The organism is Acidobacteriota bacterium (genome assembly GCA_026393675.1).
In the GTDB taxonomy this organism is placed as follows: Bacteria; Acidobacteriota; Vicinamibacteria; order Vicinamibacterales; family JAKQTR01; genus JBAXOX01.
In genome coordinates this window covers 72,368-84,972 of the sequence record JAPKZQ010000005.1, presented here as the reverse complement: position 1 = coordinate 84,972, position 12,605 = coordinate 72,368, and the positions used below count along the sequence as shown (strand labels likewise).

12 protein-coding genes are annotated in these 12,605 nt (G+C 63.4%); 10 read left to right on the top strand and 2 right to left on the bottom strand.

Annotated features, from left to right (window positions below; genetic code table 11):
• The first annotated feature begins 74 nt into the window (after nucleotides 1–74).
• From NT151_02700 to NT151_02685, 4 genes are all read left to right on the top strand, one after another.
• Nucleotides 75–1,448 (top strand): ATP-binding protein, encoded by a 1,374-nt coding sequence (locus tag NT151_02700; protein ID MCX6537837.1) that lies wholly within the window; start codon nucleotides 75–77, stop codon nucleotides 1,446–1,448.
• Nucleotides 1,449–1,757: 309 nt separating this feature from the next.
• Nucleotides 1,758–2,906: an AAA family ATPase gene (locus tag NT151_02695; protein MCX6537836.1), complete on the top strand. Its 1,149-nt coding sequence runs from the start codon at nucleotides 1,758–1,760 to the stop codon at nucleotides 2,904–2,906.
• A gap of 116 nt (nucleotides 2,907–3,022) precedes the next feature.
• Complete coding sequence (locus NT151_02690) at nucleotides 3,023–4,501, top strand: O-antigen ligase family protein (protein ID MCX6537835.1); 1,479 nt, start codon at nucleotides 3,023–3,025, stop codon at nucleotides 4,499–4,501.
• Nucleotides 4,502–4,514: 13 nt separating this feature from the next.
• Nucleotides 4,515–4,919 carry a hypothetical protein gene (locus tag NT151_02685; GenBank protein MCX6537834.1) on the top strand — a complete coding sequence of 135 codons (405 nt, stop codon included), beginning with the start codon at nucleotides 4,515–4,517 and terminating at the stop codon, nucleotides 4,917–4,919.
• Between the two features lie 109 nt (nucleotides 4,920–5,028).
• Here NT151_02685 and NT151_02680 read toward each other — a convergent pair whose 3' ends face one another.
• Nucleotides 5,029–5,169 (bottom strand): hypothetical protein, encoded by a 141-nt coding sequence (locus NT151_02680; GenBank protein MCX6537833.1) that lies wholly within the window; start codon nucleotides 5,167–5,169, stop codon nucleotides 5,029–5,031.
• A gap of 433 nt (nucleotides 5,170–5,602) precedes the next feature.
• On the opposite strand from NT151_02680, the gene NT151_02675 reads away from it, so the two are divergent.
• The 5 genes from NT151_02675 to NT151_02655 all read left to right on the top strand — a co-directional run bounded on the left by NT151_02675 (nucleotide 5,603) and on the right by NT151_02655 (nucleotide 9,857).
• Nucleotides 5,603–6,205, top strand: a complete 603-nt coding sequence (locus tag NT151_02675) for a hypothetical protein (protein MCX6537832.1) — start codon at nucleotides 5,603–5,605, stop codon at nucleotides 6,203–6,205.
• A gap of 144 nt (nucleotides 6,206–6,349) precedes the next feature.
• Nucleotides 6,350–6,841 carry a carboxypeptidase-like regulatory domain-containing protein gene (locus NT151_02670; GenBank protein MCX6537831.1) on the top strand — a complete coding sequence of 164 codons (492 nt, stop codon included), beginning with the start codon at nucleotides 6,350–6,352 and terminating at the stop codon, nucleotides 6,839–6,841.
• Nucleotides 6,842–7,398: 557 nt separating this feature from the next.
• Nucleotides 7,399–7,938, top strand: a complete 540-nt coding sequence (locus NT151_02665; protein ID MCX6537830.1) for a DUF5658 family protein — start codon at nucleotides 7,399–7,401, stop codon at nucleotides 7,936–7,938.
• Between the two features lie 138 nt (nucleotides 7,939–8,076).
• A complete protein-coding gene (locus NT151_02660; GenBank protein MCX6537829.1) occupies nucleotides 8,077–8,805 on the top strand; it encodes a hypothetical protein in 729 nt (242 codons plus the stop codon).
• Nucleotides 8,806–8,900: 95 nt separating this feature from the next.
• Nucleotides 8,901–9,857: an HD domain-containing protein gene (locus NT151_02655; protein ID MCX6537828.1), complete on the top strand. Its 957-nt coding sequence runs from the start codon at nucleotides 8,901–8,903 to the stop codon at nucleotides 9,855–9,857.
• A 123-nt stretch (nucleotides 9,858–9,980) separates the two neighbouring features.
• Here the strand turns inward: NT151_02655 and fabZ are convergent, their stop codons facing one another.
• Nucleotides 9,981–10,451 (bottom strand): 3-hydroxyacyl-ACP dehydratase FabZ, encoded by a 471-nt coding sequence (gene fabZ / locus NT151_02650; GenBank protein ID MCX6537827.1) that lies wholly within the window; start codon nucleotides 10,449–10,451, stop codon nucleotides 9,981–9,983.
• 157 nt (nucleotides 10,452–10,608) lie between these two features.
• On the opposite strand from fabZ, the gene NT151_02645 reads away from it, so the two are divergent.
• A complete protein-coding gene (locus tag NT151_02645; protein ID MCX6537826.1) occupies nucleotides 10,609–12,414 on the top strand; it encodes a GAF domain-containing protein in 1,806 nt (601 codons plus the stop codon).
• Nucleotides 12,415–12,605 lie beyond the last annotated feature (191 nt).

Genomic DNA, 12,605 nt, shown 5'->3' with positions numbered 1-12,605 from the left:
CGGATTACGACTTGCTGAAACATATGTTTGTCAAACATAATGTGCGAGAAACATAAAGGAGGTATGCCGACTCCGTGACAGCACCATTTCTCAATCGCGAGGATGAACAAAGGCGGCTGCGACGGGCCATGAACGCCCCCGGGGGCGCCTTGGCTGTCATCTACGGCCGCCGGCGCTGCGGCAAGTCCACGCTCCTGCAGCACGTGATCTCAATCCGGGACGTCTACTATCTGGCCGACCAGAAAGAGCCGGCGCTGCAGATCCTGGACCTGGCCGCGGAAGTCGACAAAGCCGTGCCGCTTTTTTCCTCCGCCGGCTATGCCACCTGGGATGCGTTGCTGCTGAACCTTAACGATCGGCTCGACCGGCGGATCTCGCTGTGCCTCGACGAATTTCCGTATCTGGTCCAATTGTCTCCGGCGTTGCCCAGTATTCTGCAGAAGTATATTGATCGCCCTGGGCCCAAGAATCTGAACCTGGTCTTATGCGGTTCATCGCAGCGGATGATGCACGGGCTGGTCCTGGACAGAACCGCGCCCTTGTACGGACGAGCGCTCGAGATTCTGAAAATTGAACCCCTGAAAGCGGGATGGATTCGCGACGCCTTGGGACTCGATGGCGAGAAGGCGGTGGAGGCCTATTCTGTCTGGGGGGGCGTGCCGCGCTACTGGGAACTGGCTTCGTCATTCGATGGGTTGGCGGAGGCGATTCGCGAACTGGTGTTGCACCGGAACGGTGTGCTGCACGAGGAACCGATGGGACTGCTCCTGGACGAGATGCGGAGCGCGGTTCAGCCCTACTCCCTGCTGTCGGTCATCGGGCAAGGTTGTCACCGGCTGTCGGAGATCGCCGGACGCCTTGGCAAGCCCGCAAGCAGCCTGATGCGGCCCCTGGTCCAGTTGGTGGATCTTGGCTATGTGCGACGGGAAACGCCATTCGGCGAGAACGACAAGTCGACCCGGAGGACGCTCTACAAGATCGCGGATCCGTTTCTGTTATTCCATTTTAGATTCCTGCAGCCGAACAAGTCGCAACTGGAAGTTGGCGGAGTGGCGGCAGTGGCGGCCAAAGTCAACAAGCAGTTGTCGCTGCACGTGTCGGCGGTCTGGGAAGAACTGGCCAGGGCCAGTGTCCCGTTTTCCGGGATTGGCGGGTATGAATGGGGACCGGCCCGCCGCTGGTGGGGGACGGGGAACGATGGTGGCCCAATGGAAGTGGATGTCGTTGCCGAGTCCCTCGATGGGCGAGCGGTTCTGGTCGGCGAGGCCAAGTGGAATAAAGCCGCCGTCGATCTCGGCGCGGAGACAGACCGGCTGCTGTCGATGGCGCGCAACAGCGCCTGGGCACGCGGACGGGAGGTGGTTCCGGTCCTATGGGTCAAGCGTGGCCGGCGAAACCCGGCCGTCCACATTCAGACTCCAGACGACGTGCTGGATTGTCTCAAGTGACGGTTGGCCCAAGTGACATCCGACCCCATCATGATATTTCAGCGCGTACCGCAGATATTTCATAACAAGGCAACAATCACTCCGGGAGCTCGACTACGAGCTGAGCGGCAGAAGGGCAGGCATGCCGCCTCACGCGATCACGTGCTCAACCGATTCGCGCCGCCTGTCTGATGGCGCGGCGTTCCACCATGAGCGCGGTCGTCGTGCGTACGGGATGTCAGCGAGCCTCTGGTCGCTCGAAAACAACGCGTGGGTAGCGGGATCAGTGCTATCATTTATGGCATCGGTAATTCCCAATGTGAGCCATTTATGGAATTAGCGCCCCGTTTTTTCGCCATCCCGGAGGGCTCCTGTCTGCTCCTCGGTCCGCGGGGCACCGGCAAGTCGACATGGCTCACGCACCTGCTCCCCGACTCCCTGCGAATCGATCTCCTGAAACCGGACGTTTACCGTGAACTCAGTGCGCACCCCGAACGACTGGCCGCGCTCGCCGCCGCCACCCCGCCTGGCTCGACGATCGTGGTTGACGAAGTCCAACGGGTGCCTGAGCTTCTCAACGTCGTCCACGGCCTGATCGAATCGTCCTCACCCCGGCGTTTCGTTCTGACAGGATCGAGCGCGCGGAAACTTCGACGCGGCGGCGTCGACCTGCTTGCCGGCCGCGCCGTCCTGCGCACGTTGCATCCGTTCATGGCCGCCGAGTTCCCGACCTTCGACCTCGACGACGCGCTGCACCTCGGGCTGCTGCCGCTGGTCCGGTCCTCCCCGAACCCGGACGACACGCTCCGGTCCTACGCCACGCTGTACCTCGAACAAGAGGTACAACTCGAAGGGTGGGCGCGCAACACGGGCGCCTTCGCGCGGTTCCTCGAAGCGATCAGCTTCTCGCATGCCGAGGTCCTGAATCTGACGAACGTGGCGCGCGAATGCCAGGTCGAACGGAAGACGGCGGCAGGTTACCTCAGCGTGCTGGAAGATCTGCTCCTCGCATTCAGACTGCCCGTGTTCACACGCCGGGCGGCCAGGGCGACGACGGCCCACCCGAAGTTCTACTTGTTTGACACAGGGGTCTTCAGGTCACTGCGGCCGACGGGACCGCTCGACCACGGCCGCGGCGTCACGGATGGTAACGCGCTCGAAGGTCTGGTCGCGCAGCACCTGCGCGCGTGGATCGCCTACTCGCGGCGCCGAGCCGATCTGTTCTACTGGGGGACACCAGGCGGCCTGGAGGTCGACTTCGTGGTCTACGGAGACGCTGGCTTTTGGGCGATCGAAGTGAAGCACACGAACCGCGTTCGGCCGGAAGACCTGCGAGCGTTGCGTGCGTTTAAGCGCGACTACCCGGAAGCTGAGACGCGACTGTTGTACCGGGGATCCGAACGCCTGCTCATCGACGGCATCCTGTGCGTGCCGGTGGACCAGTACCTTGTGGCGCTTCGTCCCGACGGCAACCTGTAGAACAACCACTCCGAGCTAATCACTCCGGGAGTGTTTGTGCCGGCACACATCTCGCGCCAGACGCGTCCGCGCCGCGCGTCGAGACGAACAGTCGATCCGGGGAAGGTGCAAATCCGATGGCCGCGCGGCGACATCGCTTCGCGGCCCTTTCTGTGTACGCAGGTAAGGTCGGGGGCGGTATCATGCGCGGGATGGGGTGGGCAGTTCTGTTGATCGTCGCGTGGGGGACGCTGGCCTTTGGGGCGGTGTACGAATGGGCGTACAGGCCGTTGATGGTGGCGTGCGTCGTAGTCGGTGTGTGGGGGCTCCTGCGGCGAGTTCCGTCGGTGAGGAGAGGCGTTTGCGGCGCGGTGTTGGCGGGACTCCTCGTGACGGCGGCGGCGATTGGCGTCCAGCTGATGCCGCTCGAACGGGCGACGCTGCAGCAGGTCAGCCCAGGGACGGATGCGTTCTTGCGGCAGTACGATGTGGCGTACGCGCAGGAAGTGTTGGCGGGCGGAAAAGCCCTCGGGCTCCAACAACCCATACAACACCCCATCTCCATCAACCCGGCCAGGACCTGGACGGGATTGGCGCTGCTGGGCGCCTTCGGGATCTTCCTGCTGGGGCTGGCGAGAGGACTCGATGGGTTCGATGTGCGCACCATCGTCCCTGGCCTGACGGCCTTGGGCGTCGTCCTATCCCTCGTCGGCATCATCCAGAAGGCGCTCTGGAATGGCAAGGTGTACGGGTTCTGGGAGCCCATCAACCACGGGGCTGGTCCATTCGGTCCCTTCATCAATCGCAATCACTTCGCTGGGTGGATGCTGCTCGCCATCCCGGTGGCGATTGGGTACTTCTCGGCGCAGATCGCGAAGGGGATGCAAGGGGTCCGGCGCGACTGGCGCAGCCGAATCGTGTGGTTCTCGACCAACCAGGCCAACCGGACAGTGCTGGTCGGATTCGCCGTTCTCGTGATGGGCATGGCGCTGGTGATGACCTTCTCGCGATCGGGCGTGTCGTGCCTCCTCCTGGCGCTCGCCATCTCGGCGGCGAACGTGTGGCGGCACCAGGCGACGAGGGCGAAGAAGCGATGGCTCAGCGGCTATCTGCTGTTCGTGTTCGTGCTCGCGGTGAGCTGGGCCGGGATTGACGCCCTTGCCGAGCGGTTCTCGCATGTGAACTGGCAGATGGGCGGGCGCGCGCCTGCGTGGGATGACGCCTGGCGCATCCACCAGATGTTCCCGTGGCTCGGTGCGGGGTTCAACACCTACGGCACGGCCACGTTGCTCTACCAGCGGAACGACCTTTTGGCCCACTACATCGAGGCCCACAACGACTACTTGCAGATCCTCGTCGAAGGGGGCTGGCTTGTCGCCGTGCCAGTCGTGTTGACGGTCCTTCTCTTCGCTCGCGAGGTGTGGAAGCGCTTTAGGGAAGGCGAAGACGACCAGACGGGCTACTGGATTCGCCTGGGCGCCGTCACGGGAATCGTGGCCATGGCCTTCCAGGAGGTGGTGGAGTTCTCGCTGCAGATGCCTGGAAACGCGGCGCTTTTCTGCGTGCTTGGCGCCATCGCCATTCGCAAGACCTCGGCGCACCGGGCGCGCGAGTGACGGCGTAGTCACCATGGCACACTGTCCGCGCTGCGGCTCTCATCGTCTTCGGCGGCGCCGCCGTCAGGCGCTCGGGTTCGTCGTGCACCTGCTGACCGGGCAGCGTAAGTTCACGTGCTCGAAATGCGGGTGGAAGGGCTGGAAGGGCCGGGAGGATTTTTCGGGCGCACCCGCTTCGGCCGACCAACATTCATCGGTCCCGCGGTCCGAACCCAAGGCCACCAATCCCAACACGTTCTACTGCAGCCGCCGGTTTGATCGCCACCACGGCGGCGGCGCTCGTCTCCGCATGCGGATGCGACGACTGGTTGGAAGCGGCCGCCGCGAGAAACCCGCCGACGTCGTCAAGGCCGCACTGACTGTTCTCACGCTTCTCGCCATCATCTGGGGCGGATTCCAGGCGTGCAGCCTCCTCTAAACGCTCCGCCTCACCTTGCGCAAATCGGATGTGTCATGCTGCCGAGCAATAACGTGTCGACGCCGCGTCTCTCATGCCCAGGACTGGCCATATAGCAGCGCATCAGACATCACGATACCGGACCGCCCGGGCCTCCAAATCCGCCGCCAGTGCCGTCTTGTCCTGCGCTGTCGCCGGCCATTTCTTCTTCCATGGATTGCTCGATGTCGCCGCCGATATCCTCGCCCATCTCCCGGCCCATCTTCTTCATGAATGTGGCAACGCTGCGCGGGTCGTTTTCGTCGAGACCGGCGAGTGAGGATGGGTCGGCCAGCGATTCCAGACGCGCCTCTTCGGACTTGGGCGAAGAAAAACGACCAGAGGCGCTCGATGTCGCCGCTACCGCAGTGCTCGCAACGGACCTCAGCCTCGCGCGCCCGGCTTAAGACCAGCGTTGACATTCTCTTTCGGCAGAATCGGCACTGATACTCGTAGATCGGCATGGCAAATCACCTGGATTCAGTGTACCCCAGGGCGAACACTGCCCGTGATCATTCGAACCGGCACGTTCGGACCGGCAGGTGTGAACTCCGGGTTGCGCCGATCGTAAGTGCCGTGTCAGAGCGTCCGTGGTAGTAGGGGCATCCTGGGGCATCCTGGGGCCTCCCCCCCCAGAATTGCACGACAGTGCTAGGATGACTCTCGTGAGACATCTTCTTCGCATCGCGGCGGCGGTGGTCGTGCCGGCGCTCGTACTCGTGTCGGTGCCGGCGTGTGGGTGGTCGTCGTCTCCTCCCGGCGACACGGCGGCGATGAATGCCACCTACAACAAGAAGACCGGCAAGCTGGAAGTGCTGACCTTCGACACCAACAAGGACGGCAAGACGGACGTCTGGAGCTACATGGACGGCACCAGGCTCGTCCGCACGGAGATCGACACGAACCACGACGGTGTCATCGACCGCTGGGAGTACTACACCGAGGACGGCAAGCTCGAAAAGGTAGGGTTCTCGCGCGAGAAGGACGGCAAGGTGGACGCGTGGGCCTACCGGGGCGCCGACGGTCAGGTGGTCCGCATCGAGATCTCGACGCACCGCGACGGCACGATCTCGCGGTGGGAGTTCTACGAGAAGGGCGCGCTTGCGAGGGCCGAAGAAGACACCTCCGGTACTGGCAAGCCGGACAAATGGGAAACGTACCGGAACGGGGCCCTGGCGAGCGTCGCCTTCGACACACAGAAGCGCGGGAAGCCGGATCGCAGACTGGTTTACGGGCCGGGCGGTGTCACGGTCGAGAAGCTGAAGTAGCGCGACCGGCGATGAGGCTTGACTTTATCCGGCGATCGGCCGATATTCTATTTGACCAGTGGTGTGTCGTAGTGTCGGTGTGTCACCGGGCGCATCGGACCGCACGAGCGACAAATCGTCCCGGAGATTCTAAAGGTTAGCGCCATGATGAAGCGAATCCTCGGCATGTTCGTCGTCGTCCTGTTTGTGGCGACCAGCACCTTTGCCGGGCAGGGACCCGGGGGGACGATTGCCGGCACGGCGCTGAACGCCAACAAGGTCGTCCTGACGGGAGTCAGGGTGCAACTGCGCAACTCCGTCACAGGACAGCTTGTCGGCACGACCCAGTCGGGCCTAAACGGCGCGTTCTCGTTTGCGGGACTGAACCCCGGCAGCTTCGTCGTGGAGATCGTCAACGCAGCCGGACAGGTGATTGGTGTTAGCACGTCATTGACGCTGGTGGCCGGCGGCGTGATTTCTGGCATCACCGTGGCGGCGAGCGCGGCTGGAGCCCTGGCCGGCGCGGCCGCGGCAGGTGGCTTGGCCTCCTTCTTCACGACCACCGGCGGCATTCTTGTGCTGGCTGGCGCTGGCGCGCTGGCGACGGCCGGTATTATTGTCGCTGCGAACGCCCCCACCGCAAGTCCGTCGCGATAGTTTCGCCTGATACCACTGGACACACCGCCTCGCGGGCTTCGAGCCTGCGGGGCGTTTTCTTTGTACGCCGTGCGCGTTCGTCTACTTGGCGATGCAAGTCCTCTCCCAACTTGACGGAGGTGAAGGGTAGCGAACCGCAAGGGCGCCACCGCAGAACGAACGCCCCCCAGGCGGATCGCTTCCTGGATCGCTTCCTGGGCGGCGTACTGGCCTGATTTCCGAGCGGCGTAACCCGGCCGCTCACCCGGGCTGCACACGCCCCACGCTCAGCGCACTCGCACGCGTGCGCCGTGAGCGTGGCCGCTCACCGTTGTGCTCACGCCGCACTCCTCGCACACGCGGGAGGCGTGCGGTCGGGCACGCTCCCCGAAGGAGGATTTCAAAAAACACCGATAAACACTGCACAAACTCGAGGCCGTGTGCGCAACATCTCGGCGCGAACACCTGGCAGCACCCTTGCCCTAAGGAGGGTGGGCTGCACCGAGGCGCGCACATGCAGTGAGCACCCGAACGAGAGATGACAGCCCGCTGTTCTGAACACTACAGGAAGGGCTGCCATGTCACACCGAACTCTCGCCGCCGCCGTCGTCGTCCTCACGTTGGTCTCTCCGTTGGCCGCTCGCGAAGTTCGCGCACAAGATCGCGTGCCCGTCCGTGGCCAGGCGCAGGCGGTCGAACCCGTGACGTTACTGGGTGAGGTCCCCGGCGTCGAGGAGGCTCAGGCCGTTTCCGCTTCGTCGGGGCAGTTGTCGATGCCGATTCAGCAGCAGGTTGCGCCGGGCACGGCTCGTCCCCGCTCGGGCGGGATGCTGGCGCTCTACGCCTCGACGGTTGCGATGCAGGCGCTGGACATGCACTCCACATTGACAGGCTTCAAACAAGGCGCTGTCGAGTCGAACGCGCTGATGGGTGGCATCACGAAGAACCGCGCCGCCTTCTTCGCGGTCAAGGCTGCTGTGGCGACCGGCACGATTATCGCCGCGCAGAGGATCGCCAAGCGCAACAAGGTGGCCGCCGTCGCGATGCTCGTCGCGGTTAACTCGGTCTACGCCTTCGTGGTCGTGCACAACTACAAGGTCGCGAGCGGTCTCCGCTAGGACGGTATCCGAGAGACACGAACACGCGCTTCGTCGCGCACTCCATCTCGCTGGTGGCCGTTCTTCCGCAGCAGAGGCACTCCTCGGATCATTGTCTGACGAGTGCCTTCTGCTTTTCACGGTCAGCAATGGCAACCGATGACAGCGCGCACACTCACGTATAATCGGAACCCGATGCGCATTTCGTGCGATCTCGATGGCGTCGTGGCGGACATGGATGGCGCGCTGGCCGCGCTGGCCGAGGACGAGTTTGCGAATTCGGCCAAGGGCCGGAAACAGAAACAAGAAGACGGCAACAAGGCGGAAAACAGAATCCAGAAAGCGATCGACAAGAATCAGACAGACGGCAGTGGCGGTGGGGAATCGTCTGAGTTGCCCGGCGCAGCTGTTCTGTCGCGACTGACCGCACGGCAACAAGCGCGCCTCTGGCATCGTGTTCGGGAGACGCGAAACTTCTGGGAATCGTTGAAGGAACACGAGCCCGGCATCGTACGCCGCATCCAGCACCTGGCCTACCAACACCAGTGGGACGTCCTGTTTGTCACCCAGCGGCCAGCCACCGCGGGGCGAACGGCGCAAGTGCAGTCGCAGCGGTGGTTGCACCGCCAGGGATTCGATTTGCCGGCGGTGTACACGACGCAGGGATCGCGCGGGCGGATTGCCGCCGCGCTCACGCTCGACGCGCACATCGACGACCGGCTCGAGAACTGCGTGGACGTCGCGAGCGAGTCAAAGGCCTGGCCGATCCTGGTCTGGCGCGAAGAGGAATCATACGCGCAGATCTCGAAAGGCGCGCACAAGCTCGGCATTGCCGTCGTGCGCACGGTCGCCGAGGCGCTCACGCTGCTCGAAGCTGGCCACGCATGAGGCGCTCTGAGTAACAATCACTCCCGGAAGACAGAGTTGTGTGGGCACGTGCAACGCACCCCGACCCAGTGCTTTTCGAGTTACCATCGTCGCCAATGAACCGATTTCCTTCGTTACGCAAGCTGGCGGCGGATGTCACGGGTTGGGGGTTCTACCTGTGCACGAACAAGGAACTCCGGCCAGGCCGCAAGGGCGAGTTCCTGTCCCTCACGCTCCAAGATGCGACGGGCCGCATTACGGGCCGCGTATTTGACGACGTGGAGCACCTGAAGCAGGAGTTCGAGGCGGGCGAATTCGTGAAGGTGCAGGGCAGGACCAACACCTACAACGGGCGATTGCAACTCGTCGTCGACCGTATCCGGCGCTTGATGCCGGACCCGGATCGCGCCGCGGGCTTCAAGGAAGAAGAGTGCGTGCCGTCGGCCCCTCGGCCACTAGATGAGATGTGGACCGAACTCGAAGCCACGATTTCCCGACTCGGCAACCCGTTTGTTCGCGCGCTGGTCGAGTGGATCGTGCGCGACAACGAGGCGAAGTTACGCATCTGGCCGGCCGCGCAGACGGTCCACCACGCCTACCGGGGCGGGTTTCTCGAACATATTCTCCAGATTGCGCGGGTGGCGACGATGCTGGCCGATGTGTATCGCGCTGATGCCGACATCGTTCTCGCGGGTGCCGTGCTGCACGACATTGGCAAGTTACAGGAACTGAACTACGAGAACGCGACGGCGTATTCCCGCGAGGGCTACATGCTCGGGCACATCCCCCTCGGGATGGTCATGGTGCGGGATGCGGCGCGGGCCATCCCTGACTTTCCCCAGGCGCTGCTCACGCAGATCGAGCACATCGTGCTCTCACATCACGGGTCGATGGAGTACGGATCACCTGTGGAGCCGATGACGGTCGAGGCGTTCATCGTGTCGATGGCTGATGACCTTGACGCGAAGATCCATCAAGTGCGTTCGGCGGTGGCTGACGATATCGGGGACGGGGAATTCACTGGTTTCCACCAGCGCTTCGGGCACGTGCTCTACAAGGGCCCCAAGAGCTAAGTTTGGGTCGCGACATGCTCCGACGCTTCCATTGCTGAACCTGTTTCCCCGATCCGGCGGAAAGCCGAAGGGGACAGGCTCAGGACCAGCGCCCTTCGGCTGGCTCAGGGCCAGCGCGCAGAATTACAGGGCGCTGGCGGCCGCGCCTTCACCCTTCTTGCCCAACGCAAACGTCATTGTGCCTTCGGCGCAGACGACGCCGTTGACGCGGGCGATGCCGTGGAGCGAGCCCATGCGGCTGCGCAGACGGCGGACGGTGGCTTCGATTTCCACCTGATCGCCGGCGTAGACCGGATGGCGGAAGCGCACGCGATCGATGCCCATGAAGAAGATGAGTTTGTCCTTGTTCTCCGGTTTCGCGAGGATCATGATCGCGCCGACTTGCGCGACCGCCTCGGTCAGGATCGTTGGCGGCAGCGTGGGTGTCTTTCCTGGTTCGACGGCCAGCACCTGCTCGTTGCGGGACACGTTCTTGATGCCGACGATCCTCTTGTCGGGTTCGAAGGCGATAATCCGGTCAACGAGCAGAAACGGATACCTGTGCGGCAGGATGCGCTGGATGACGGTCTGATCGAACGGCAGTGAGAGTTCCAAAATGCGTCCTTGTGGTCAGTTGCGGCTGCGCCGAAGCCCAGACATCTTCTATCGGCCGCATCGCGCCGAATGAAGCGAGTTTCCGTCACCCCGGCGAAAGCCGGGGTCCAGCCCTGCATTCCAGGCTCTCCGGACGCCTCCCAGTATAATGCGGTCTGTGACTGAGCCTCTCGATCTCGACCTGTTTCCGGCCGCTGGCGCGTATCCCGACCAACCCGCCGCCAAGAGCGACCGGCAGATGCTGACGACGTTGTTTGCCCTGGGGCGCGAAGTATCGTCGGTTCTGGACCTCGATGAACTGTTCCGCAAATTGCCGGATCTGATCTCACGGGTCACCGATTACCACGCATTTGCCATCTACCTGCTGGACGAGGATCGCGGCGATCTCCACATCGCGTATTCAACAGGCTATCCGGAGGGCAGCCGGGAGCTGCGCCTGAAAGTCGGGGAGGGCTTGGTGGGTGCGGCGGTGGAGGCGGCCCGTCCCCTGCTCGCGAACGACGTCACGAAGGACTCCCGGTACATCGAGGTCGTGCCGGAGACGCGGGCCGAACTGGTCCTGCCGCTCCGGCGCAAAGGGCATACGATTGGCGCGCTGAACCTGCTGAGCCGGAACGTGGGCGAATTTACGCCGGCCGAGGTCGAGACGCTGCGGAACTTTGCGGCGGCCGCGGCCATCGCGATCGAAAATGCGCGGCTGTTCGCCACGGAGCGGCGCTACGCGGATACGCTCGAAGCGCTCGGGGAAATCGGCCGCGATTTCGCCTCCACGCTCGATCTGGACGAACTGCTCGAGCGCATCGCCCGGACGATCAAGCGCGTCATCGACTACCGTACGTTCGGCATTCTGCTGGTTGACGAAGAGGCACAGACGGTCGCGCTTCGGCTCGCGGTGAAGTACGACGAACAGATCCTGCAGAAACGGATCCCGATTGGCGAAGGTCTCGTGGGCTACGCGGCGCTGCACAAGACGCCGGTACTTGTTGGCGACGTGCGACAGGATCCGCGTTACATCAAGGTGGTCGAAGACGTTCGGTCGGAACTCGTGATTCCGCTGCTCGTCAAGGACCGCTGCGTGGGGCTGTTCGACCTCGAGAGTCCCGAACTGAACGCCTTCAACAAGCGGCACGTGGAACTGCTGACGCCGCTGGCGTCAAGCGCGGCGGTCGCCGTCGAAAACGCGCGCCTCTACGACGAGGTGCGGCGCAACGAGATCCGGCTCGACAAGGAAATGCGCTTCGCGCAGCGCGTCCAGCAGGCTCTCCTGCCAACCGAGCTTCCCAAGCGGCTCAAAGGCGTGGATGTCGGGTGGCGATTCGAGCCGGCCCGCGAGCTTGGCGGCGACCTGTACGAGTTTCTGTCGCTCGAGCCCCACAAACTCACCGTGGCGGTCGGCGATGTGTCGGGGAAGGGCGCGCCCGCGGCGCTCTACAGCGCGTTTGCCGGCGAGCTGCTCCGCTCCCGCACGTTCCGCCGCCGCCACAGTGTTGTTGCGCCCAGTCCGGCCGAAGTGCTGTCGTCAATGAATCGCATCATGCACGAGCGCCGGCTCGAGGAGTACTACTGCACATTGCTGTATGCGCAGTTCGACCTCAGGAATCACAGGGTGACGCTGGCAAACAGCGGTCTGCCGTTCCCCATCCATTGCACCAGCGAGCGTTGCACTCAGATCGAGTGTCCCGGGGTGCCGCTGGGTTCGTTTCCGGAGAGTTCATACGACGATCTGACCGTTGGTCTCGGAATTGGCGACGTGTTCGCGTCCTGCTCTGATGGCGTGTTCGAGGCGATGAACGAGAACGGCGACGAGTTCGGCACGGAGCGATTGATGGCGGTGATTCAGCGTGCGCGCACGAGGCCCGCCCGCGAGATTGTCGATGCGATTTTCGAAGCGGCCACGGCATTTCGCGGCACGGCGGCGCAGAACGACGACATGACAGCCGTGGTGGTGAGGATTACGGCATAGCGGTAAATGCTGGCTGGTGTAGGAGCCGCGCCGGATCGCCCTGTCATACGGGGCGGTGATGCCAGCGCCTGCCTGTGGTTGACCCACCCCGTTGATCCGACGCGGCCTACTCCCTCCAATATCAAGAGTCGTGCCGCGCGAAAGACTGCGATTTTCGCGTGTTTCTTGTGGGTCCCAGGGCGGAACGTCCT

Excerpts from the sequence above, each read along its gene's own strand:
- NT151_02695 (MCX6537836.1), top strand. The coding sequence starts at position 1,758 with ATGGAATTAGCGCCCCGTTTTTTCGCCATCCCGGAGGGCTCCTGTCTG.
- NT151_02690 (MCX6537835.1), top strand. The coding sequence starts at position 3,023 with ATGGCCGCGCGGCGACATCGCTTCGCGGCCCTTTCTGTGTACGCAGGT.
- NT151_02685 (MCX6537834.1), top strand. The coding sequence starts at position 4,515 with ATGGCACACTGTCCGCGCTGCGGCTCTCATCGTCTTCGGCGGCGCCGC.
- NT151_02680 (MCX6537833.1), bottom strand. The coding sequence starts at position 5,169 with ATGAAGAAGATGGGCCGGGAGATGGGCGAGGATATCGGCGGCGACATC.
- NT151_02670 (MCX6537831.1), top strand. The coding sequence starts at position 6,350 with ATGATGAAGCGAATCCTCGGCATGTTCGTCGTCGTCCTGTTTGTGGCG.
- NT151_02665 (MCX6537830.1), top strand. The coding sequence starts at position 7,399 with ATGTCACACCGAACTCTCGCCGCCGCCGTCGTCGTCCTCACGTTGGTC.
- NT151_02660 (MCX6537829.1), top strand. The coding sequence starts at position 8,077 with ATGACAGCGCGCACACTCACGTATAATCGGAACCCGATGCGCATTTCG.
- NT151_02655 (MCX6537828.1), top strand. The coding sequence starts at position 8,901 with ATGAACCGATTTCCTTCGTTACGCAAGCTGGCGGCGGATGTCACGGGT.